This is a genomic window from Pseudomonas sp. HMSC066A08 (genome assembly GCF_001813025.1).
Taxonomy (GTDB): Bacteria; Pseudomonadota; Gammaproteobacteria; order Pseudomonadales; family Pseudomonadaceae; genus Pseudomonas; species Pseudomonas aeruginosa.
Genome location: NZ_KV811348.1, coordinates 704,162 through 724,386 on the forward strand (window position 1 = coordinate 704,162; position 20,225 = coordinate 724,386).

22 protein-coding genes and 1 tRNA gene are annotated in these 20,225 nt (G+C 64.5%); 3 read left to right on the plus strand and 20 right to left on the minus strand.

Annotated features, from left to right (window positions below; translation table 11 throughout):
- Positions 1–3 precede the first annotated feature (3 nt).
- The 11 genes from ndk to trmJ all read right to left on the minus strand — a co-directional run bounded on the left by ndk (position 4) and on the right by trmJ (position 7,883).
- Positions 4–435 carry a nucleoside-diphosphate kinase gene (gene ndk / locus HMPREF2886_RS27005; RefSeq protein ID WP_003092811.1) on the minus strand — a complete coding sequence of 144 codons (432 nt, stop codon included), beginning with the start codon at positions 433–435 and terminating at the stop codon, positions 4–6.
- A gap of 243 nt (positions 436–678) precedes the next feature.
- On the minus strand, positions 679–879 hold the full coding sequence (gene iscX, locus HMPREF2886_RS27010) for a Fe-S cluster assembly protein IscX (protein WP_003092814.1): 201 nt from the start codon (positions 877–879) through the stop codon (positions 679–681).
- A 25-nt stretch (positions 880–904) separates the two neighbouring features.
- Positions 905–1,243, minus strand: coding sequence for an ISC system 2Fe-2S type ferredoxin (gene fdx, locus HMPREF2886_RS27015; protein WP_003092818.1), 339 nt, complete (start codon positions 1,241–1,243; stop codon positions 905–907).
- Positions 1,244–1,249: 6 nt separating this feature from the next.
- The gene (gene hscA, locus HMPREF2886_RS27020; RefSeq protein WP_043547787.1) at positions 1,250–3,109 is read right to left on the minus strand and encodes a Fe-S protein assembly chaperone HscA; all 1,860 of its coding nucleotides are present in this window, start codon (positions 3,107–3,109) and stop codon (positions 1,250–1,252) included.
- 42 nt (positions 3,110–3,151) lie between these two features.
- A complete protein-coding gene (hscB, locus tag HMPREF2886_RS27025) occupies positions 3,152–3,673 on the minus strand; it encodes a co-chaperone HscB (RefSeq protein WP_003092824.1) in 522 nt (173 codons plus the stop codon).
- 7 nt (positions 3,674–3,680) lie between these two features.
- Positions 3,681–4,004 carry an iron-sulfur cluster assembly protein IscA gene (gene iscA / locus HMPREF2886_RS27030; RefSeq protein ID WP_003100617.1) on the minus strand — a complete coding sequence of 108 codons (324 nt, stop codon included), beginning with the start codon at positions 4,002–4,004 and terminating at the stop codon, positions 3,681–3,683.
- A gap of 27 nt (positions 4,005–4,031) precedes the next feature.
- A complete protein-coding gene (gene iscU / locus HMPREF2886_RS27035; protein ID WP_003092829.1) occupies positions 4,032–4,418 on the minus strand; it encodes a Fe-S cluster assembly scaffold IscU in 387 nt (128 codons plus the stop codon).
- Between the two features lie 35 nt (positions 4,419–4,453).
- Positions 4,454–5,668 (minus strand): IscS subfamily cysteine desulfurase, encoded by a 1,215-nt coding sequence (locus HMPREF2886_RS27040; RefSeq protein ID WP_003092832.1) that lies wholly within the window; start codon positions 5,666–5,668, stop codon positions 4,454–4,456.
- A 29-nt stretch (positions 5,669–5,697) separates the two neighbouring features.
- Positions 5,698–6,189: a Fe-S cluster assembly transcriptional regulator IscR gene (iscR, locus tag HMPREF2886_RS27045; RefSeq protein ID WP_003092836.1), complete on the minus strand. Its 492-nt coding sequence runs from the start codon at positions 6,187–6,189 to the stop codon at positions 5,698–5,700.
- 144 nt (positions 6,190–6,333) lie between these two features.
- On the minus strand, positions 6,334–7,110 hold the full coding sequence (gene cysE, locus HMPREF2886_RS27050; protein ID WP_070748720.1) for a serine O-acetyltransferase: 777 nt from the start codon (positions 7,108–7,110) through the stop codon (positions 6,334–6,336).
- Positions 7,110–7,883 carry a tRNA (cytosine(32)/uridine(32)-2'-O)-methyltransferase TrmJ gene (gene trmJ / locus HMPREF2886_RS27055; protein WP_070748722.1) on the minus strand — a complete coding sequence of 258 codons (774 nt, stop codon included), beginning with the start codon at positions 7,881–7,883 and terminating at the stop codon, positions 7,110–7,112. The genes cysE and trmJ overlap by 1 nt, the downstream gene beginning before the upstream one ends.
- Positions 7,884–8,034: 151 nt before the next feature.
- Here trmJ and suhB point away from each other — a divergent pair, with 151 nt between their 5' ends.
- A complete protein-coding gene (suhB, locus tag HMPREF2886_RS27060; protein ID WP_003092845.1) occupies positions 8,035–8,850 on the plus strand; it encodes a type III secretion system regulator SuhB in 816 nt (271 codons plus the stop codon).
- A 104-nt stretch (positions 8,851–8,954) separates the two neighbouring features.
- Here the strand turns inward: suhB and HMPREF2886_RS27065 are convergent, their stop codons facing one another.
- The 6 genes from HMPREF2886_RS27065 to queA form a co-directional block, all read right to left on the minus strand.
- Positions 8,955–9,503 carry a glycine zipper 2TM domain-containing protein gene (locus tag HMPREF2886_RS27065; RefSeq protein WP_003092848.1) on the minus strand — a complete coding sequence of 183 codons (549 nt, stop codon included), beginning with the start codon at positions 9,501–9,503 and terminating at the stop codon, positions 8,955–8,957.
- A 183-nt stretch (positions 9,504–9,686) separates the two neighbouring features.
- The gene (gene secF / locus HMPREF2886_RS27070; protein WP_024915479.1) at positions 9,687–10,607 is read right to left on the minus strand and encodes a protein translocase subunit SecF; all 921 of its coding nucleotides are present in this window, start codon (positions 10,605–10,607) and stop codon (positions 9,687–9,689) included.
- Positions 10,608–10,617: 10 nt separating this feature from the next.
- Positions 10,618–12,480 carry a protein translocase subunit SecD gene (secD, locus tag HMPREF2886_RS27075; RefSeq protein ID WP_033975794.1) on the minus strand — a complete coding sequence of 621 codons (1,863 nt, stop codon included), beginning with the start codon at positions 12,478–12,480 and terminating at the stop codon, positions 10,618–10,620.
- A 59-nt stretch (positions 12,481–12,539) separates the two neighbouring features.
- On the minus strand, positions 12,540–12,878 hold the full coding sequence (gene yajC / locus HMPREF2886_RS27080; protein WP_003092856.1) for a preprotein translocase subunit YajC: 339 nt from the start codon (positions 12,876–12,878) through the stop codon (positions 12,540–12,542).
- 43 nt (positions 12,879–12,921) lie between these two features.
- The gene (tgt, locus tag HMPREF2886_RS27085; protein WP_003100607.1) at positions 12,922–14,040 is read right to left on the minus strand and encodes a tRNA guanosine(34) transglycosylase Tgt; all 1,119 of its coding nucleotides are present in this window, start codon (positions 14,038–14,040) and stop codon (positions 12,922–12,924) included.
- Positions 14,041–14,052: 12 nt separating this feature from the next.
- Positions 14,053–15,096: a tRNA preQ1(34) S-adenosylmethionine ribosyltransferase-isomerase QueA gene (gene queA, locus HMPREF2886_RS27090; protein WP_033975796.1), complete on the minus strand. Its 1,044-nt coding sequence runs from the start codon at positions 15,094–15,096 to the stop codon at positions 14,053–14,055.
- Between the two features lie 102 nt (positions 15,097–15,198).
- On the opposite strand from queA, the gene HMPREF2886_RS27095 reads away from it, so the two are divergent.
- Positions 15,199–15,285 (plus strand) — tRNA-Leu (locus HMPREF2886_RS27095).
- Positions 15,286–15,609: 324 nt separating this feature from the next.
- Here HMPREF2886_RS27095 and HMPREF2886_RS27100 read toward each other — a convergent pair.
- A complete protein-coding gene (locus HMPREF2886_RS27100; protein ID WP_033975798.1) occupies positions 15,610–17,190 on the minus strand; it encodes an EAL domain-containing protein in 1,581 nt (526 codons plus the stop codon).
- Positions 17,191–17,319: 129 nt separating this feature from the next.
- Here HMPREF2886_RS27100 and HMPREF2886_RS27105 point away from each other — a divergent pair, with 129 nt between their 5' ends.
- Positions 17,320–17,817: an RDD family protein gene (locus HMPREF2886_RS27105; RefSeq protein ID WP_003110924.1), complete on the plus strand. Its 498-nt coding sequence runs from the start codon at positions 17,320–17,322 to the stop codon at positions 17,815–17,817.
- A gap of 139 nt (positions 17,818–17,956) precedes the next feature.
- On the opposite strand, the gene lptG is transcribed toward HMPREF2886_RS27105, so the two are convergent.
- A complete protein-coding gene (gene lptG, locus HMPREF2886_RS27110) occupies positions 17,957–19,024 on the minus strand; it encodes an LPS export ABC transporter permease LptG (protein WP_003092863.1) in 1,068 nt (355 codons plus the stop codon).
- Entirely contained in the window at positions 19,017–20,135 is a 1,119-nt protein-coding gene (gene lptF / locus HMPREF2886_RS27115; protein WP_033974166.1) for an LPS export ABC transporter permease LptF, read from the minus strand. Before lptF ends, lptG begins: the two co-directional genes overlap by 8 nt.
- Positions 20,136–20,225: the final 90 nt, after the last annotated feature.

The window sequence follows — 20,225 nt, forward strand, 5'->3', positions numbered from 1 at the left end:
CGATCAGCGAATGCGCTCGCAGACTTCGGTAGCTGCGAAGAAGTAGGCGATCTCGCGAGCGGCGGAAGCTTCGGAATCGGAACCGTGGACGGCGTTCTCGTCGATGGAGACGGCGAAGTCGGCGCGGATGGTACCGGCGTCGGCTTTCTTCGGATCGGTGGCGCCCATCAGCTCGCGGTTCTTGGCGATGGCGTCCTCGCCTTCCAGGACCTGGACTACAACCGGACCGGAAGTCATGAAGGAAACCAGGTCCTTGAAGAACGGACGCTCTTTGTGCTCGGCATAGAAGCCGCCGGCTTCACGCTCGGACAGCTGAACCATTTTAGCGGCGACGACGCGCAGGCCGGCTTTCTCGAAGCGGGTCAGGATTTCGCCGATCACGTTCTTGGAAACGGCGTCCGGCTTGATGATGGACAGGGTGCGTTGCAGTGCCATTGGTAAAACTCCGAAACAAGGTTGTCTAGCATGGGCGGGCCCGCCAGCGGGGCGGGACGCCGTGATTCGTTCAGGACGCTGACGAAAACGGCCCGAAAGGGCCGGAATCAGCGTGGCTGCGCCTGGCATCGGGCCCGGCGCGCCTAGCCTGGGATGCGCCCGCGGGCGATTTCAGGCCTTACCTAAAATAAAACCCGCGAATTATACGCGGGTTCCCGGCAAATGCGTAGGGCGGGCCTATGGCTAGTCCCGTTCTTCGATCCAGGCGGCCTGGATGGCCTCCAGGACTTTCTCCCCGCTACGCTGAGGATCGTCGGAGAACTCCGGAAGTTCCACCACCCAGCGCCGCAGATCGACGAAGTTGACGTATCGCGGATCGACCTCCGGCTTGCTTTCGTCGAGCTGGATGGCGATTTCCAGCACATCGGTCCATTTCAGGCTCATTGCGCGCTCCTCTCTACCGCCGGGCTCAGTGGCCTTCCGACACCTGGTTGATGGTGTACTTGGGAATCTCGACCACCAGGTCTTCGTCGGCCACCACCGCCTGGCAGGATAGCCGCGAATCGGGTTCCAGGCCCCAGGCCTTGTCCAGCATGTCGTCTTCGAGTTCGTCGGACGGTTCCATGGAGTCGAGGCCTTCGCGGACGATCACGTGGCAGGTCGTGCAGGCGCAGGATTTCTCACAGGCATGCTCGATCTCGATGCCATTGCGCAACGCGGCATCCAGGATGGTTTCGCCGGGCTTCGCCTCGAATACCGCCCCCTCGGGGCAGTGGTCGGCATGGGGCAGAATCACGATCTGCGGCATCTTCGCTTATTCCTCGATTTCGTTGAGCCGGCGGCCGGAGAGCGCGGCCTTGACGGTCGCGTCCATCCGCCGTGCGGCGAAAGCGTCGGTCACCTGGGACAGGCGCTTGATCTGGTTCTCGATGGCCGCGGTGTCGCTACCGCCGGCCAGTTCACGCAAGGTGTCCATCTGCGCCGCGATGGCCAGACGCTCCTCTTCGTCCAGGAGTCGCTCGCCGTCGACGTCCAGCGCCGACTGCACGGCTTCCAGCAGCCGCTGCGCCTCGACCTGCTGTTCGCGCAGGGCGCGGGCAGCCTTGTCGTCGCCGGCATAGTCGAAGGAGTCCTTGAGCATCCGCGCGATCTCGCCGTCGGTCAGCCCATAGGACGGCTTGACCTGGATGCTGGCCTCGACGCCGGAACTCAGTTCGCGTGCGGACACGCCGAGCAAACCGTCGGCGTCGACCTGGAAGGTCACCCGGATTTTCGCCGCGCCCGCCACCATCGGCGGAATGCCGCGCAGCTCGAAGCGCGCCAGCGAACGACAATCCTTCACCAGCTCGCGCTCGCCCTGCAGCACGTGGATCATCATGGCCGTCTGGCCGTCCTTGTAGGTGGTGAACTCCTGGGCGCGCGCCACCGGGATGGTGGTATTGCGCGGAATCACCTTCTCCATCAGCCCGCCCATGGTTTCCAGGCCGAGCGACAGCGGAATGACGTCCAGCAGCAGCAATTCCTCGCCGCGCTTGTTGCCGGCCAGGGCATCGGCCTGGATGGCCGCGCCGATGGCGACCACCTGGTCCGGATCGATATCGGTCAGCGGCTCGCAGCCGAACAACTCGCCAACCGCCGTGCGCACACGGGGCACGCGGGTCGAGCCACCGACCATCACCACCGAACGGATTTCCTCCAGATCGACACCGGAGTCGCGCACCGCTCGGCGGCAGGACTTCAGGCTGCGAGCGACGAACGGCTCGATCAACTCGTCGAGCGTCGCCCGGCTCAGCTCGCCGCTCCAGTCGCCGTAGCCGACCCGGACCGAAGTCTCGTCGGTAAGACGCTCCTTGGCCACGCAGGCGATTTGCAGCAACTGCCGCTGGCTGCCCGGGTCCAGATCGGCAGAAAGGCCAGCCTGCTCGATCACCCAGCCAGCGATGGCATGGTCGAAGTCGTCGCCGCCCAGGGCCGTATCGCCGCCGGTGGCCAGGACTTCGAAGACACCGCGGGTCAGGCGCAGGATGGAAATGTCGAAGGTTCCGCCACCCAGGTCGTAGATGGCCACCAGGCCTTCCGCGCCCTTGTCCAGGCCGTAGGCCACGGCGGCGGCGGTCGGCTCGTTGAGCAGGCGCAGGACGTTCAGTCCGGCCAGGCGCGCGGCATCCTTGGTAGCCTGGCGCTGGGCGTCGTCGAAGTAGGCCGGCACGGTGATCACCGCCCCCACCAGCTCGCCACCGAGCGTGGTTTCGGCGCGCTGGCGCAGCTCGCGCAGGATGTCCGCCGAGACTTCCACAGGACTCTTCAGCCCCTGTACGGTCTCGATGAAGGGCATGTGCGATTCGCCCTGGCGGAAGCGGTAGGGCAATTGCTCGCCCAGTTGCTTGACGTCCTCCAGGCCGCGCCCCATCAGGCGCTTGACCGAAATGATGGTATTGAAGGGATCCTCCGCGGCGGCCGCGCGGGCGCTCTCGCCCACTTCCGCCCGCTCGGCGTGATAACGCACCGCGGAAGGCAGGATCAGGCGTCCCTGCGCATCCGGCAAGGGCTCGGCGACGCCGCTACGCACCGCGGCGACCAGCGAATTGGTGGTACCCAGGTCGATCCCAACCGCCAGGCGACGCTCATGGGGCTTGGGACTCTGACCGGGCTCGGCGATCTGCAGTAGGGCCATGCTCTGTCTTAACTATGGGGTGCGGCCCGGGGGCCACAGGGATTAATCGTCGAGTCGCTCTTCCAGCTGGCGCACTTCCTGCGCGAGCTTGTCGAGGAACTGCATGCGACGGACCAGGCGTTCGGCCTCTTCGCGGCGCTGCGCATCGTCCCAGCACGCGGCGAACTCGCGCTCCAGCTCGGCCTGGGCGGCCTTGAGCCGACGCTTGAAAGTCGCCACGCCGGCCAGGTCGGCGCTGTCCTGCAACTCCTCCAGCTCCTCGCGCAGCTGCATCTGCTGCAGGAGAAACTCCGGATCCTGCACCGTAGCCTCCAAGGGCAACTCGTGACCACTCAGGGTCAACAGGTACAGGGCCCGGCGCGGAGCGCTCTTCAGGGTCTGGTAGGCCTCGTTCAGTTGCGCCGCGCGCTCCAGGGCGAGACGCTGCTCGCGCTCGGGAGCGTCGGCGAAACGGTCGGGATGGACGCTGCGCACCAACTCGCGATAGCGTTGACCGAGCTCGTCGAGATCGACCAGGAAAGCCGGTTGCAGGTCGAACTGGGCGAAATGACAGGGTTTACCCACGCCGGCCTCAGACGTTGAAGCTTTCGCCGCAGCCGCATTCGCCACGAACGTTGGGGTTGTTGAACTTGAAGCCTTCGTTGAGCCCTTCGCGAGTGAAGTCCAGCTCGGTGCCATCGAGATAGACCAGGCTTTTCGGGTCGATGATGACCTTCACGCCATGGCTCTCGAAGACCAGATCCTCGGCCGCCAGTTCATCGACGAATTCGAGGACATAGGCAAGCCCGGAACAGCCAGTGGTGCGCACGCCAAGACGGATACCCTCGCCCTTGCCGCGCCCCTCGAGGGAGCGCTGCACGTGTTTGGCGGCGGCTTCGGTCATGCTGATGGCCATTGCAACTCCTTACTCGTCACGAGCGACTTAGAGCAAACCCTTCTTCTGCTTGTAGTCGCGAACGGCGGCCTTGATGGCGTCTTCGGCGAGAACGGAGCAGTGGATCTTCACCGGCGGCAGGGCCAGCTCTTCGGCGATGGTGGTGTTCTTGATGGTTTCGGCCTCGTCCAGGGTCTTGCCCTTCATCCACTCGGTGGCGAGGGAGCTGGAGGCGATCGCGGAACCGCAACCGTAGGTCTTGAACTTGGCGTCTTCGATCACGCCCTGCTCGTTGACCTTGATCTGCAGGCGCATCACGTCGCCGCAGGCCGGCGCGCCGACCATACCGGTGCCGACGTTGGGATCGGCAGCGTCGAGCTTGCCGACGTTGCGCGGGTTTTCGTAGTGGTCGATGACCTTTTCGCTATATGCCATGGCTAATCCTCACGTTTTTCCGGGGCACGAGGCGCTCAGTGCGCCTGCCATTCGACCTGGGACAGGTCGACGCCCTCTTTGTACATATCCCACAGCGGCGACAGTTCGCGCAGCTTGGAAACGGCCTCGACCACCTTCTTCGCGGCATAGTCGATCTCTTCCTCGGTGGTGAAGCGACCGAAGGTGAAGCGGATGGAGCTATGCGCCAGTTCGTCGTTGCGGCCCAGGGCGCGCAATACGTAGGACGGTTCCAGGGACGCCGAGGTACAGGCCGAACCGGAGGAGACCGCGAGGTCCTTGAGCGCCATGATCAGCGACTCGCCCTCGACGTAGTTGAAGCTGACGTTGAGGTTGTGCGGGACGCGGGAGGTCATGCTGCCGTTGATGTAGAGCTCTTCCAGGCCATCGATCTGCGCGAAGAAGCGGTCGCGGAGCGCCAGCACGCGGGCGTTCTCCTGGGCCATTTCTTCCTTGGCGATGCGGAACGCCTCGCCCATGCCGACGATCTGGTGGGTGGCCAGGGTACCGGAACGCATGCCGCGCTCATGGCCGCCGCCGTGCATCTGACCCTCGATGCGGACGCGCGGCTTGCGCCGGACGTAGAGCGCGCCAATGCCTTTCGGGCCGTAGGTCTTGTGCGCGGAGAAGGACATCAGGTCGACCTTGAGCTTGTCCAGGTCGATCTCGACCTTGCCGGTCGACTGTGCGGCGTCGACGTGGAACAGCACGCCGCGGGAGCGGGTCAGCTCGCCGATGGCGGCGATGTCGTTGACGGTGCCGATCTCGTTGTTCACGTGCATGACCGAGACCAGGATGGTGTCGTCACGCAGCGCCGCCTCGACCAGTGCCGGCGTGATCAGGCCATCTTCGCCCGGCTCCAGGTAGGTCACTTCGAAACCTTCGCGCTCCAGTTGGCGGCAGGTGTCGAGGACCGCCTTGTGCTCGATCTTCGAGGTGATGATGTGCTTGCCCTTGCCCGAGTAGAAGTGCGCGACGCCCTTGATCGCCAGGTTGTCGGACTCGGTGGCGCCGGAGGTCCAGACGATCTCGCGGGGATCGGCGTTGACCAGTTCGGCCACCTGGCGACGGGCGTTCTCCACGGCTTCCTCGGCTTTCCAGCCGAACACGTGGGAACGCGAAGCCGGGTTGCCGAAGTTGCCGTCCATCAGCAGGCATTCGCTCATTTTCTGGGCGACGCGGGGATCGACGGGAGTGGTCGCGGAGTAATCGAGGTAGATCGGCAATTTCATCAGGTAACTCCTACAGGCTGGCGCCCTGCTCAGTCGATGGCGGACGCTTCAATCTTGTCGAGACGAGGCGTCTTGCCTGAGCAACGGCGTTCGTCCTGGCGCAGTGCGACCTCCTGGACCTCCTGGCGGCTGACCAGATCGGCCAGGCTGATGCCGCTGAGGAACTCATGGATCTGCAAACTGAGGTCGCACCACAGGTGGTGGGTCAGACAGGTATCGCCGGAGTGGCAATCGCCCTGCCCCTGGCAGCGGGTCGCGTCGACGGATTCGTTGACCGCGTCGATCACCTGCGCCACGTGGATGCCCGACATATGGCGGGACAGTTGGTAGCCGCCGCCCGGGCCGCGCACGCTGGTCACCAGGTTGCCACGGCGCAACTTGGCGAACAGCTGTTCGAGATAGGACAGGGAAATGCCTTGGCGTTCGGAGATATCGGCCAGCGAGACCGGACCTTGCTGAGCATGCAGCGCCAGGTCGAGCATGGCGGTTACGGCGTAGCGGCCTTTGGTGGTCAGACGCATGGGCTTTTCCCATCGGGATCATTCGGGGTTGACGCGGATTATGCTCTTATCCGAGTAATTAGGTCAACTATAAGACCGATCAAATTACTCGGGATTAGGCAAATTCAGGGCGCTATATACTAGCAGAAAGCCGCCGGCCGCGCATTACGCGGCCGGATTGCCATCCTCGTCCTTGACCCCGGCGAAATCTTCCTCGCGCAATACCGGCAGGTCCTTCGCACAGTAGTCGCTACCCAGGGCGGTGAGCGCCTGGCACATGCCCTCGAGCCGGCCGTCGACGGCTTGCAGATGATCGAGCAACTGACCAATGGCACGCGCCACCGGGTCCGGCATGTCCTGGCTGACCCCATAGGCATCGAAGCCGAGCTTCTCCGCCATCGCCTGGCGCTTGGCCTGCTGCTCGGAGTCCTCGCGCATGATGATGCGACCGGGAATGCCGACCACGGTGGCACCCGGCGGGACTTCCTTGGTCACCACGGCGTTGGAGCCGACCTTGGCGCCATCGCCGACGGTGAACGGGCCGAGCACCTTGGCGCCGGCGCCGACCACTACATTGTTGCCCAGGGTGGGGTGGCGCTTGCCCTTGTTCCAGGTGGTGCCGCCCAGGGTAACGCCCTGATAGAGGGTGACGTCGTCGCCGATCTCGGCGGTTTCGCCGATGACGATGCCCATGCCGTGGTCGATGAAGAAACGCCGGCCGATCCTGGCCCCCGGGTGGATCTCGATGCCGGTCATCCACCGGCCGAAATTGGACACCAGGCGCGCCAGCCACTTCCAGCCGGACGTCCACAAACCGTGGGCCAGCCGATGCAGCCAGACGGCGTGCAGGCCCGGATAACAGGTGAGGACCTCGAGTGCGTTGCGAGCCGCCGGATCACGGTGGAATACGCTTTGGATATCTTCACGCACACGTTCGAACATCAGTCGTCACTCCGCTTGTAGGACAGGCCTCGGGCCACCTTCTGGGTTTCGGTCAGGATCCCGCGCAGGATATTCATTTCCAGCTTGCTGATCGAGCTGCGCCCATACAGGCGCCGCAACCGCGACATCAGGTGGCGCGGCTTCTCCGGATCGAGGAAGCCGATATCGATCAGCGTCCTCTCCAGATGCGCGTAATAGAGTTCCAGCTCGTCGGCCGTCACCAGCTCGGTGTTGAGCATCGAGGTGGACTCGAACTTTTCCATCTTGGTCGGCTTGCCCTGGGCCGCCAGCCACGCCATGCGCACCTCGTAGGTGAGCACCTGGACCGCGGCCGCCAGGTTCAGCGAGCCGAACTCGGGATCGGAGGGGATATGCACATGGAACTGGCAGCGCTGCAATTCTTCGTTGGTCAAACCCGCATATTCGCGTCCGAATACCAGGGCCACCTCGCCATTCGCCTCCAGGTGCTCCAGGCAGGTCGTCGCGCACTCGCGCGGATCCAGCAGCGGCCAGGGAATCCGCCGGTCGCGGGCGCTGGTGCCGAGCACCACGCTGCAGCCGCTCAGGGCCTCTTCCAGGGTGCCCACCACCCTTGCGGCGTCGAGGATGTCGGTGGCGCCGGAAGCCCGCGCCACCGCGTCGCCGTGGGGAAAGCTTTCCGGCTGCACCAGCACCAGTTGCGACAGGCCCATGTTCTTCATGGCACGGGCCGCCCCGCCGATGTTGCCGGGATGACTGGTGTTGACCAACACCACACGAATACGGTCGAGCAACGCCGATGCTCTCCAACGCCAAGTTACTGAAGGGTGTGAAATCCTACAGCAGAGGTCAGCTTTATACCATGCGGCCGACAGGTCGCCCTTCAAACGCCATCGGTTTCTGCTAGAATGGCCGGCTTTCTTTAACGACCCAGGTGACCTCTCCATGCAGCCTATGCTGAATATCGCCCTGCGCGCCGCTCGCAGCGCCGGTGAACTGATTTTCCGCTCCATCGAACGCCTGGATGTCATCTCGGTCAACGAGAAGGATGCCAAGGACTACGTGACCGAAGTCGATCGCGCCGCCGAGCAGACCATCGTCGCCGCGCTGCGCAAGGCCTATCCGACTCACGCGATCATGGGCGAGGAAGGCGGCTTCATCGAAGGCAGCGGCGAGGGCGCCGATTACCTCTGGGTGATCGATCCGCTGGACGGCACCACCAACTTCATCCATGGCGTACCGCACTTCGCCGTGAGCATCGCCTGCAAGTACAAGGGCCGCCTGGAGCACGCCGTGGTCCTCGACCCGGTGCGCCAGGAAGAATTCACCGCCAGCCGCGGCCGCGGCGCCGCCCTCAACGGTCGCCGCCTGCGCGTCAGCGGCCGCAAGAGCCTGGAAGGCGCCCTGCTCGGCACCGGGTTCCCGTTCCGCGACAACCAGATCGACAATCTCGACAACTACCTGAACATGTTCCGCAGCCTGGTCGGCCAGACCGCCGGCATCCGCCGCGCCGGCGCCGCCAGCCTGGACCTGGCCTACGTCGCCGCCGGACGCTACGACGCCTTCTGGGAATTCGGCCTGTCCGAATGGGACATGGCGGCAGGCGCCCTGCTGGTACAGGAAGCCGGCGGCCTGGTGAGCGACTTCACCGGCAGCCATGAATTCCTCGAGAAGGGTCACATCGTCGCCGGCAACACCAAGTGCTTCAAGGCACTGCTGACCACCATCCAACCGCACCTGCCGCCGTCGCTGAAGCGCTGATCCGCCGCTGACGAAGAACCCGGCCTGGAGCCGGGTTCTTCATCTACATGAAAATGCACAAGGGCGCCCGTGGGCGCCCTTGTGCATCATTGCGACAGTCAAGCTCAGCGCAGCGTTTCGCCCTGGCTGAGAATCAGCCGGCCATTCTTGTCGACCGGGATCTGGCTGCCCGGATCGCGCTCCATGCGGATCTGCCCGGCCTTGCCGTCGAGCATGTACTTCACGTCATAGCCAACGACCTTCTCGCTGCTGTCGTGCACGGTGCTGCAGCGGGTTTCGGTGGTGGTGTAGGTGTCACGCTCCTGCATGCCTTCCTGCACCTTGTTGCCGGCGTAGCCGCCGCCGACGGCGCCGGCCACGGTGGCGATCTTCTTGCCGGTACCGCCGCCGATCTGGTTGCCCAGCAAGCCGCCGACCACCGCACCGATGGCGGTACCGGCGATCTGGTGCTGGTCCTTGACCGGACGCTGGCGGGTCACGGCCACGTCCTTGCAGACCTGGCGGGGTGTCTTGATGGTTTCCTTGACCGGCTGGACAGCGACGACCTCGGCGTAGTCGGGACCGCGATCCACCAGGCTATAAGTGGCTACCGCGCCACCTGCGGTCACGCCTACGGCACCCAGAACGGCCCCGACGAGCATCGACTTGTTCACATGTACCTCCTGGCTTTCATCCAATGCGGGCTATGTTCGCCCTTTGCCTTGCCTAGGACTGGACAGAAACGGCCAAGTTCCAGGCTCCCGACAAACGTTTCGCTGGCGCAGATACGAAAACTCCCGCCAAAAGCGGGAGTCCTCGAGTGGCCGGCAGGCGCCGGAGTGCCGAACCAGAGCGCCTCAGGGGCGATCGTCGACGGTGTCCTTGGCCTGCGGCGGGATCAGGTCCTCGCTGGTCAGGTTCAGCCAGATCAACACCACGTTGGCGATGTAGATCGACGAGTAGGTACCCGCCATTACACCGACGAACAGGGCGATGGAGAAACCGAACAGGTTGTCGCCGCCGAAGAACAGCAACGCGGCGATGGCCAGCAGCGTGGAGACCGAGGTGGCGATGGTACGCAACAGAGTCTGGCTGGTGGAGATGTTCAGGTTCTCGATCAGACTGGCCTTGCGCAGTACGCGGAAGTTCTCGCGCACCCGGTCGAAGATCACGATGGTGTCGTTCAGCGAGTAACCGACCACCGCCAGCACCGCGGCGAGGACGGTCAGGTCGAAGGTCACCTGGAAGAACGACAGCACGCCCATCACGATGATCGCATCGTGCACCAGCGAGAGGATCGCGCCGAGGGCGAACTTCCACTGGAAGCGGAAGCCGACGTACAGCAGGATGCCGCCCAGCGCCAGGAGCATGCCGAGGCCGCCCTGGTCGCGCAGTTCTTCACCCACCTGCGGACCAACGTACTCGACCCGCTTCAGGTTCGCCGGGTTGCCGGTATCGGCCTGCTGCAAGGCGGCGGCGACCTTCTTGCCCAGCTCCGGGTCCTCGCTGGGCATGCGCACCAGCACGTCACGGGCATCGCCGAAGCTCTGCACCACGGCGTCCTCGTAGCCGGCGCCGACCAGTTGGCCGCGCACCTTGCCGAGATCGGCCGGTTGCTCGTAGGTCAGCTCGATCAGCGTACCGCCGGTGAAGTCGAGGCCGAAGTTGATGCCCTTGGTGAACCAGCTGCCCAGGGCGATGACGGTCAGGATCAGGGTGACGGCAAACGCGATGTTGCGAATGCCCATGAAGTTGATGGTACCGATCTTGATATTCATCTCAGTCCCCTTAGATCCACAGCTTCTTGAAGTCACGCCCGCCGAAGATCAGGTTGACCATTGCGCGGGTGACCATGATGGCCGTGAACATCGAGGTGATGATGCCGAGCGACATGGTCACGGCAAATCCTTTCACCGGGCCGGTGCCCATGGCGTAGAGGATGCCGCCGACCAGCAGCGAGGTCAGGTTGGCGTCGAGGATCGCGGTGAAGGCACGGTTGAAGCCTTCGTGGATCGCCCTCTGAACCGACATGCCGTTGGCCAGCTCCTCGCGTATCCGCGAGAAGATCAGCACGTTGGCGTCCACCGCCATGCCCATGGTCAGCACGATACCGGCGATGCCCGGCAGGGTCAGGGTCGCGCCGAGGATCGACATCAGCGCCACCAGCATGACCATGTTGAAGGCCAGCGCAACGGTGGCGATCACGCCGAAGAAACGGTAGATGACGATGATGAACAGCGATACGAAGACCATGCCCCAGAGCGACGCATCGATACCCTTGGCGATGTTGTCCGCCCCCAGGCTCGGGCCGATGGTGCGTTCTTCGGCGAAGTACATCGGCGCAGCCAGGCCGCCGGCACGCAGCAGCAGGGCCAGTTCGGAGGACTCGCCCGGGCCGTCGAGGCCGGTGATGCGGAACTGGTTGCCCAGCGGCGACTGGATGGTCGCCAGGCTGATGATCTGCTTCTCTTCCTTGAACGCCGGAACCGCGACCTCCTTCTCGACGCCATCGACCATCTGCTTGGTGTAGCGGGTCACCGGCTTCTGCTCGATGAACACCACCGCCATGCTGCGGCCGACGTTGTTGCGGGTGGCGCGGTTCATCAGCTCGCCGCCATGGCCATCCAGGCGGATGTTCACCTGCGGGCGGCCGTTCTCGTCGAAACTGGCGCTGGCGTCGGTGACCTGGTCGCCGGTGATGATCACCCCGCGCTCCAGCGGCACCGGCGGACGGCGCGGCTCGCGGAACTCGAAGGTCTCGGTGGCGGACTTCAGGGCGTCCGGTTCGGCGGCCAGGCGGAATTCGAGGTTGGCGGTCTTGCCGAGGATCCGCTTGGCTTCCGCGGTGTCCTGCACGCCCGGTAGCTCGACCACGATACGATTGGCGCCCTGGCGCTGCACCAGCGGCTCGGATACACCCAGCTCGTTGACCCGGTTGCGGACGGTGGTGAGGTTCTGCTTGATGGAGTATTCGCGGATTTCCGCCAGCTTGGCCTGGGTCAGGGCGACGCGCAGGACCTGCAGGCCGTTGCGCTCTTCGGGCACGACCTCGAAATCGCGGAAGTCCTTGGCGATCAGGCTGCGCGCCTTGTCCAGGGATTCGCTGTCGGTGAAACCGAGCTGGATCGCGCGATCCTGGATCGGCAGGCTGCGGTAGCGCACGCGCTCCTTGCGCAGCAGGCTCTTCACTTCGCTTTCATAGACCTTCAGGCGGGCATCGACCGCCTTGTCCATGTCCACTTCCAGCAGGAAGTGCACACCGCCGGACAGGTCCAGGCCGAGCTTCATCGGGCTGCCGCCCAGCTTGCGCAGCCACTCGGGAGTGGTCTGGGCCAGGTTCAGCGCCACCACGTAGTCGTCGCCCAGGGTCCGGCGCACCACTTCCTTGGCGGGAAGCTGGTCGTCCTGCTTGACCAGGCGGATCAGGCCGCCCTTCTTCGACAGGCTGTCGGCCTTCACCGCGATACCGGCGTCGGTCAGCGCCTTGGCAGCGCGGTCGACATCGGCCTGGGTGACCTGCAGCGCCGTGCTGGCGCCGCTGATCTGCACCGCCGGGTCGTCCGGGTAGAGGTTGGGTGCGGAATAGATGAACCCGACGGCAAGGACCGCCAGGATCAGCAGATATTTCCACAGAGGATACTTGTTGAGCATGACACCGCCCGTTATGACGCGGGGCGCCTTGCGCGCCCCGTCATGTGTTTAGGTGAAAATCAGATCGCTTTCAGGGTGCCTTTCGGCAGGGTCGCGGCAATCGCGGCCTTCTGGAACTTCAGCTCGACGTTGTCGGAAACCTCGACGACGACGAAATCGTCGGCGACCTTGGTCACCTTGCCGGCGATACCGCCGGAAGTGACGACTTCGTCACCTTTTTGCAGGTTGCCCAGCAGGTTCTTGTGTTCCTTGGCGCGCTTGGCCTGGGGACGCCAGATCATCAGGTAGAAGATGACCAGGAAACCGACCAGGAAGACCCACTCGAAACCGGTGCCGGCCGGGCCAGCGGCTGCCGGAGCGGCTGCGTCGGCGTAGGCAGCGGGAATTAGAAAGCTCATGTAGCACTCCTGTCACAAAGCAATAGAGTTGGATAAAGGAAAGTCAGGCATCCAGCGGCGGCGTGGGAAGGCCGCGCTTGGCATAGAAGGCATCGACAAAGGCGGCCAATGTACCCTGTTGGATTGCCTCGCGCAAACCAGCCATAACCCGCTGATAATGCCGCAAGTTGTGGATGGTATTGAGCATGCTACCGAGCATTTCCCCGCACTTGTCCAAGTGGTGCAGATAGGCGCGGGAAAAATGTTTGCAGGTGTAACAGTCGCAGGTCGGGTCGAGCGTGGAGTCGTCGTGCTTGTGCACCGAGTTGCGGATCTTGATCACCCCGCTGTCGACGAACAGGTGGCCGTTGCGCGCATTGCGGGTCGGCATCACGCAGTCGAACATGTCCACGCCGCGGCGCACGCCTTCCACCAGGTCTTCCGGCTTGCCCACGCCCATCAGGTAGCGCGGCTTGTCGGCCGGCATCTGCGGCGGCAGGAAATCGAGCACGCGGATCATCTCTTCCTTCGGCTCGCCCACCGACAGGCCACCGATGGCCAGGCCGTCGAAGCCGATCTCCTGCAGGCCATCCAGCGAGCGCAGGCGCAGGTCCTCGTGCATACCGCCCTGGACGATGCCGAACAGCGCCGACGGGCTATCGCCATGGGCGATCTTCGAGCGCTTGGCCCAGCGCAGCGACAGCTCCATGGAGCGCTTGGCGACGTCGTGGTCGGCCGGGTAAGGCGTGCATTCGTCGAAGATCATCACGATGTCCGAACCCAGGGCGCGTTGCACCGCCATGGACTCCTCCGGCCCCATGAAGACCTTGGCGCCGTCCACCGGCGAGGCGAAGGTCACGCCCTCCTCCTTGATCTTGCGCATGGCTCCCAGGCTGAACACCTGGAAACCGCCGGAATCGGTGAGGATCGGGCCTTTCCACTGCATGAAGTCGTGCAGGTCGCCGTGGCGCTGGATCACCTCGGTGCCCGGGCGCAACCAGAGATGGAAGGTGTTGCCGAGGATGATCTGCGCGCCGATGTCCTCGATGTCGCGCGGCAACATGCCCTTCACCGTGCCGTAGGTGCCCACCGGCATGAAGGCCGGGGTCTCGACCACGCCGCGGGGGAAGGTCAGGCGGCCGCGACGGGCCTTGCCGTCGGTCGCCAGCAGCTCGAAGTTCATGAAGCTCATGGATCAGTCCTCGGGTCCGCGGGGCGCGGGATTGCGGGTGATGAACATGGCATCACCGTAACTGAAGAAGCGATAGCCCTGCGCCACCGCCGCGGCGTAGGCGGCCATGGTCTCCGGGTAGCCGGCGAAGGCCGAGACCAGCATCAGCAGGGTGGATTCAGGCAGGTGGAAGTTGGTGACCAGGGCATCGACCACATGGAACGGCCGGCCCGGGTAGATGAAGATGTCGGTGTCGCCGCTGAAGGGCTTCAGCTCACCGTCGCGTGCCGCGCTTTCCAGCGAGCGCACGCTGGTGGTGCCGACGGCGACTACCCGGCCGCCGCGGGCCCGGCAGGCGGAAACCGCGTCCACCACGTCCTGGCCGACCTCCAGCCATTCGCGGTGCATCACATGGTCCTCGATACGCTCGACACGCACCGGCTGGAAGGTACCGGCGCCGACATGCAGGGTAACGAAGGCGGTATCCACCCCCTTCGCGCGGATCGCCTCGAGCAGCGCCTCGTCGAAGTGCAACCCGGCAGTCGGGGCCGCCACCGCACCGGCGCGCTGGGCGTAGACGGTCTGGTAGCGCTCGCGGTCGGCCGCATCGTCCGGTCGGTCGATATAGGGCGGCAACGGCATGTGCCCGACCCGCTCCAGCAAAGGCAGCACGGGTTCGGCGAACGCCAGTTCGAACAGGGCGTCGTGGCGTTGCAGCATCTCCGCGCTGCCACCGCCTTCGACGAGGATCCGCGTACCGGGCCTGGGCGCCTTGCTGGCGCGTATGTGGGCAAGCACCCGGTGCTGGTCGAGCACACGTTCGACCAGGACTTCCAGCTTGCCGCCGGACTCCTTCTGGCCGAACAGGCGCGCCGGGATCACCCGGGTATTGTTGAACACCATCAGGTCGCCCGGACGCAGGTAGTCCAGGAGATCGGCGAATTGTCGGTGGGCGAGGGTTCCCGTCGGGCCATCCAGCGCCAACAGGCGGCTTGCGCGGCGTTCAGGCAGGGGATGACGGGCGATCAGGGCCTCGGGCAAGTCGAAATGAAAATCGGCGACACGCATGGGGAGACTCTCGAAAGGCCGCGTAGCTTACCGGAAATGTGTTTTCCCCGCCACGAACCCGATTGACCAACGGTAGGCGCCTCCCTATACTGCGCCGCCATTGCCTCGGTGGCGGAATCGGTAGACGCGGCGGATTCAAAATCCGTTTCTGGCGACAGAGTGAGAGTTCGAGTCTCTCCCGAGGCACCATCCTGACTTCCCAAGCGTTTCCAGGGGAGCCCAGGACAGCAGAGAAACCGGCCTTCGCGCCGGTTTTTTGTTGTCCGCGATCTGGCTGATCCGGCCTGCAAATAAAAAAAGGCAGCGCTGGAGTCGAGACGCTGCCTTTTACCCGAGCTGCTGTCTTCCCAGCTCGGCGAAAAAAAATCTACCACAGCCGACGCCAAAAAGAAGCCCCGCGGATGCGGGCTTCTTGTCGCGCCAGGGGCGGTTTGCATCTGTTCGGTCTGGGGTCTTTTGCTCATCCGTGACGAATAAGCTGGCAGCTTGCCCCTCGCGCGGGACTTTCAGCCGCTAGCCTCGATCCGTCGGCAATGCGACGACGGAAGCCTCCTGCTTTTCCTGCACGGTCAGGCTGGAAAGCAGACTCTCCAGCGGCATCGGCCGGCCGATCAGGTAACCCTGCAGGTAATCCACCCCGCGGGCGGCCAGGTAGTCGCGCTGCTCGGGAGTCTCCACGCCTTCGGCGACGATATCCAGGTCGAGCTTGGCGGACAGCTCGACGATGCTGTCGAGAATATGCCCGGAGAGGGTATCGATGCCGATGCGGGCGACGAAGCTCTGGTCGATCTTCAGGCAGTCCACCTGGAACTTGCGCAGGTAGGCCAGGCTGGAATGTCCGGTGCCGAAATCGTCGATGGCGATCTTCACTCCCAGGGCATGCAGCTCGTCGAACAGGCGGTCGGTGACTTCGCTCGACTCGATCAGCTCGCGCTCGGTCAGCTCCAGGACCAGGGTGATGTGCCCGGGCGGAAACGCCGCCAACAGCTCGCGGCAGTCGTCCACCAGCGCCAGTTCGTGGCAATGGGTGGCGCTGATGTTGAAACCGATGTGGAAGCCCGGCTCCAGCTTCCCGGCATGCCCGCCCAGGTCTTCCGCGACCTGGCGCATCAGCGCGCGCGTCATCGGTACGATCAGTCCCGAGCGCTCGGCGAAGGGTATGAACAGGTCGGGCCGGATCAGTCCCTCGCGCGGATGACGCCAGCGCATGAGCACCTCGACGCCGATCCAGCTTCCGCCCTGGCCGGGACTCAGCGGCTGGTAGTAGGGAATGAACTCGTTGGCCTCCAGGGCCCGGCGCAGTTCGCTGCTGGGCGAGACGACCCGCCTGGATAGCCAGTAGCAAAGAGTGCCGGCCAGCAGCCCGAAGAACAGTAGCAGGCCGAACATCGCCGGGTTCTGCGAGCGGATCGATCGCCACTCCTCACCCTCGGGGAAGCCCGACAGCACACGCAACGGATAACGCTGCGAAGCGAGTTCCTCGGCGGCAACCTCGTAGACAGGCGGCGCATCGCTGTGGGTGCGTCCTTCGGCATCCAGCCAGTTGCGGCCGACCACCAGTACCTGGCGACTATGCCGGTCGACCAGGTCCAGCACATAGCTGAGGTAGCGCCCATCGATCGCCGAGACTACCCCGCGCCGATCGTCCGAATCGCGCAGGACCAGCAGCGCGGCGTCGGGCGTGACCTGGTTGCCGGGCATCAGCCAGAGGCGTCCGTCGACATAGTTCTCGATCCGCACCGGCTCGTCGAAGCCGCCAAACAACGAGGTGCAATAGATCGTATTGTCGCGGGTCAGGTTGACCGAGCGTACGAACGGCATGGTCGCCACCTGCTCGCGCAGAGCCAGTTCCGCCTCGTGGCAGGGGCGCCCCGCCACCGGCATGACCTTGCGCGCGGCGAGCGCGGCGTTGTCGAGCATTCGCTCGAACTGCCGCACCGCATTCCCGGCTGCCTGCTCCGACGTCTCCTGGAGGCTTCGCTCGGCCTGCCAGTAGAGGATGAGCAGCCCCAGGACGATCGGCATCACCCCGACCAGCACGGACAACGACAGCCGGAGCGCCTTTCTCCTGGCTCGCTTCACCGGAATCGGCATAGAAAAGACTCGTAATGATTGGGGTCTGCGCAAAGACTAGAACAGCCGGGGAAAAGCGTTGCCCGGGTGGGCGGCGCAAGCTGCGGATGGACGTATAATCCCCGGCTTTGCCCCGCACGGAACACGCCGATGCCGAAACACATGCTTTCTCCCCAGGGCGACTATGCCCCTGCCGGTCTGGTCCGCCGCCTGGCGGCGATGTTCTACGACTTTCTGCTCTGCGTGGCGCTGATGATGGTGGTCACCCTGGTCTACCAGCAAGGCATCCTTCGACTGATCTACGGCAGCGACCACCTGCGCGAACTGGCCGACCGCGGCGCGCTGATCGGCGACCCGCTGCTCTCGACCCTGCTGGTGTTCGCCCTGTTCGGCTTCTTCGCCAAGTTCTGGACCCACAACGGCCAGACCCTGGGCATGCAGGTCTGGGGCCTGCGCGTGCAGAACCGCGACGGCAGCGCCATCAGCCTGCTCCAGGCGCTGCTGCGCTTCATGATCGCCATCGCCTCCTGGCTGTGCCTCGGCCTCGGCTTCCTCTGGATGCTCTGGGACAAGGACAAGCGTACCTGGCACGACCGCTATTCGGAGAGCCAGGTGGTCAGGCTGCCGAAGAATACTCACAAGAAGTGAGCGAAACAGGTCCGCAGAACGCGCTGTTTCCGCCTTCGTCGCGCCGGCGACCAGGCCGCTGGATCCCCGCCCGACGCGAAAAGGAAATACAAAGGCCACCCGAAGGTGGCCTTTTTTCATACCCGGCCTGGCGGGCCTGTCAGCCCGCCCGGCGGAGCAGCCAGACACCCGCCAGTGCGCAGATCGAGGCGGGGATCACCACCGCCAGCAGCGGTGGGAAGTCGAACACCAGGCTGGAGGGACCGAGCAGGTCCTGGGCGATGCGGAAGACGAAGCCCACCAGCACGCCGGTGAAGATCCGCTGGCCCAGGGTCACCGAGCGCAACGGACCGAAGATGAAGGAAATCGCCATCAGCACCAGCGCTGCGGTCACCAGCGGTTGCAGGACCTTGGTCCAGAACGCCAGCCAGTAGCGGTTGTTGTTCAGGCCCTGGTCGGCGAGATAGTGGATGTACTGCCATAGACCGCTGATAGACAGCGCCTCGGGCTCCATCACCACAGTGTTCAGCAGTTGCGGGCTGAGCTGGGCATCCCAGCGTTCGGTCGGTAGCTTGACCACCTCGGAGCGCTTTTCCCTCGGATGCAGCAAGGTGGTGGTGACCTCTTCCAGTTGCCAGTGATCGGTCTCGAAGCGTGCGCGCTTGGCGAAACTGGCCGATTCCAGGCCACGCTGCTCGTCGAAGCGGTAGCGGGTCACGCCGTACAGCACGCCATTGGGCTGCACCGCGTTGATGTGGATGTACTCGCGCCCCTGGCGATGCCACAGACCGCGCTTGGAGCTTTGCGAATCGCCTCCGCCCTGGGCCAGGGCGCGGCCGCTCTGGGCGATGTTCTCGGTCCAGGGCGCGACGTATTCGCCAACCAGGATGCCGGCCAGCATCAGCACCAGCATCGGTTTCATCACCGCCCAGACGATCCGCGACAGGGATACCCCGGCCGCGCGCATGATGGTCAGTTCGCTGTTGCTGGCCAGGGTGCCGAGGCCGACCAGGCAGCCGATCAGCGCCGCCATCGGCAGCATGTCGTAGGCGCGCCGTGGCGCGGTGAGGAAGATGAAGCGCAGGGCGTCGCCGATGCCGTAGCTGGCGCTGATGTCGTTGAGTTCGTCGATGAAGGCGAACAGCAGCGCCAGGCCGAGGATCACCCCGAGCACCGCGAGGATCGCGACGAAGACGGTGACACCGATGTAACGATCGAGCTTAACCATGCGCCACCTCGCGACCGGCACGGGAGGACGCCAGCTTCAGGCGCAAGGGTTCCCAATAGAACAGAAGAAGACCGATCGCCAGGAATAGCCCGTGGACCCACCACAGGCCGATGGCCATGGGGATCTTGCCTTTGTCCAGCTGGCCACGGACAGCGATCAGCAGGGCCAGGTAGCCCATATAAAGAAGGATGGCCGGCAGCAGCTTGAGGAAGCGCCCCTGGCGTGGGTTGACCCGCGACAGCGGCACCGCCAGCAGGGTCACCACGAACACCAGCAGCGGTGTCGACAGGCGCCACTGCAATTCGGCCTGGTAGCGTGGGTTCTGGCTGCCGAACAGGTCGGCGGTGGGCACCGCGTCACGCTCGCTCACCTCGCTGCTGGCCTCGGGCTTGGGCAGCATCACGCCATAGGTGTCGTACTGGATCGCCCGGTAGTTGGCCTGCCCGGGATTACCGTCGTAGCGGTAGCCGTTGTGCAGGATCAGGTAGCGGCTGCCATCCGCCTGGATGCTCTGGGTGCCCTTCTCCGCCACCAGGATGGAGATGCCGCGTTCCTGGTTGCTGCTGTTGAGGTCCTTCTGCGAGATGAAGATGCCGGCCAGTTCGCCGCGATCCTTCGACAGTTCCTCGGTATAGGTCACCCGGGTTCCGTCGCGCATCGCCTGGAAACGCCCCGGGACCAGGGTGTCGAACTCGGTCAGGGTATCCTGCTTGTTCAGCAGCAGGGCGAACTGGTTGATGCCCTGGGGCGCCAGGAACAGGCTCAGCCAGGCCACCAGGATCGCCACCAGCAGCGCCGGCGCCATGGTGTAGCCGAGCAGGCGCTTCTGGCTCATGCCGGTCGCCGAGAGCACGGTCATCTCGCTTTCCAGGTAGAGCCGCCCGTAGGCCAGCAAGATGCCGAGGAACAGGCCAAGCGGCAGGATCAGCTGCAGGAAGCCGGGAATCCGGAACGCCATGATCAGGAACAGCGAACCGGGGTCGAGCAACCCCTGCGCCGCTTGCGCCAGATACTTGATGAAACGGCCACTCATGATGATCACCAGCAGCACGGCGCTGACGGCGCTCATGGTGACCAGCACTTCACGGGACAAATAACGGAAAACGATCAATCCGGACACTCCTGGGTTGCCAGGCTCTGACGGGGCCCGTCGGCCCCGTCATCACGCGTTTCCGGCCATGGCGGCATGGCGCGGAGAAAA

Coding starts and splice junctions, on each gene's coding strand:
- fdx (WP_003092818.1), bottom strand. CDS start 1,243: ATGCCGCAGATCGTGATTCTGCCCCATGCCGACCACTGCCCCGAGGGG.
- HMPREF2886_RS27105 (WP_003110924.1), top strand. CDS start 17,320: ATGCCGAAACACATGCTTTCTCCCCAGGGCGACTATGCCCCTGCCGGT.
- hscA (WP_043547787.1), bottom strand. CDS start 3,109: ATGGCCCTACTGCAGATCGCCGAGCCCGGTCAGAGTCCCAAGCCCCAT.
- iscA (WP_003100617.1), bottom strand. CDS start 4,004: ATGGCCATCAGCATGACCGAAGCCGCCGCCAAACACGTGCAGCGCTCC.
- iscX (WP_003092814.1), bottom strand. CDS start 879: ATGAGCCTGAAATGGACCGATGTGCTGGAAATCGCCATCCAGCTCGAC.
- HMPREF2886_RS27040 (WP_003092832.1), bottom strand. CDS start 5,668: ATGAAATTGCCGATCTACCTCGATTACTCCGCGACCACTCCCGTCGAT.
- tgt (WP_003100607.1), bottom strand. CDS start 14,040: ATGAACTTCGAGCTGCTGGCGACCGACGGCAAGGCCCGTCGCGGCCGC.
- secD (WP_033975794.1), bottom strand. CDS start 12,480: ATGCTCAACAAGTATCCTCTGTGGAAATATCTGCTGATCCTGGCGGTC.
- iscU (WP_003092829.1), bottom strand. CDS start 4,418: ATGGCATATAGCGAAAAGGTCATCGACCACTACGAAAACCCGCGCAAC.
- HMPREF2886_RS27100 (WP_033975798.1), bottom strand. CDS start 17,190: ATGCCGATTCCGGTGAAGCGAGCCAGGAGAAAGGCGCTCCGGCTGTCG.
- cysE (WP_070748720.1), bottom strand. CDS start 7,110: ATGTTCGAACGTGTGCGTGAAGATATCCAAAGCGTATTCCACCGTGAT.
- queA (WP_033975796.1), bottom strand. CDS start 15,096: ATGCGTGTCGCCGATTTTCATTTCGACTTGCCCGAGGCCCTGATCGCC.
- ndk (WP_003092811.1), bottom strand. CDS start 435: ATGGCACTGCAACGCACCCTGTCCATCATCAAGCCGGACGCCGTTTCC.
- iscR (WP_003092836.1), bottom strand. CDS start 6,189: ATGCGTCTGACCACCAAAGGCCGCTACGCCGTAACCGCCATGCTCGAC.
- suhB (WP_003092845.1), top strand. CDS start 8,035: ATGCAGCCTATGCTGAATATCGCCCTGCGCGCCGCTCGCAGCGCCGGT.
- secF (WP_024915479.1), bottom strand. CDS start 10,607: ATGAATATCAAGATCGGTACCATCAACTTCATGGGCATTCGCAACATC.
- yajC (WP_003092856.1), bottom strand. CDS start 12,878: ATGAGCTTTCTAATTCCCGCTGCCTACGCCGACGCAGCCGCTCCGGCA.
- lptG (WP_003092863.1), bottom strand. CDS start 19,024: ATGGTTAAGCTCGATCGTTACATCGGTGTCACCGTCTTCGTCGCGATC.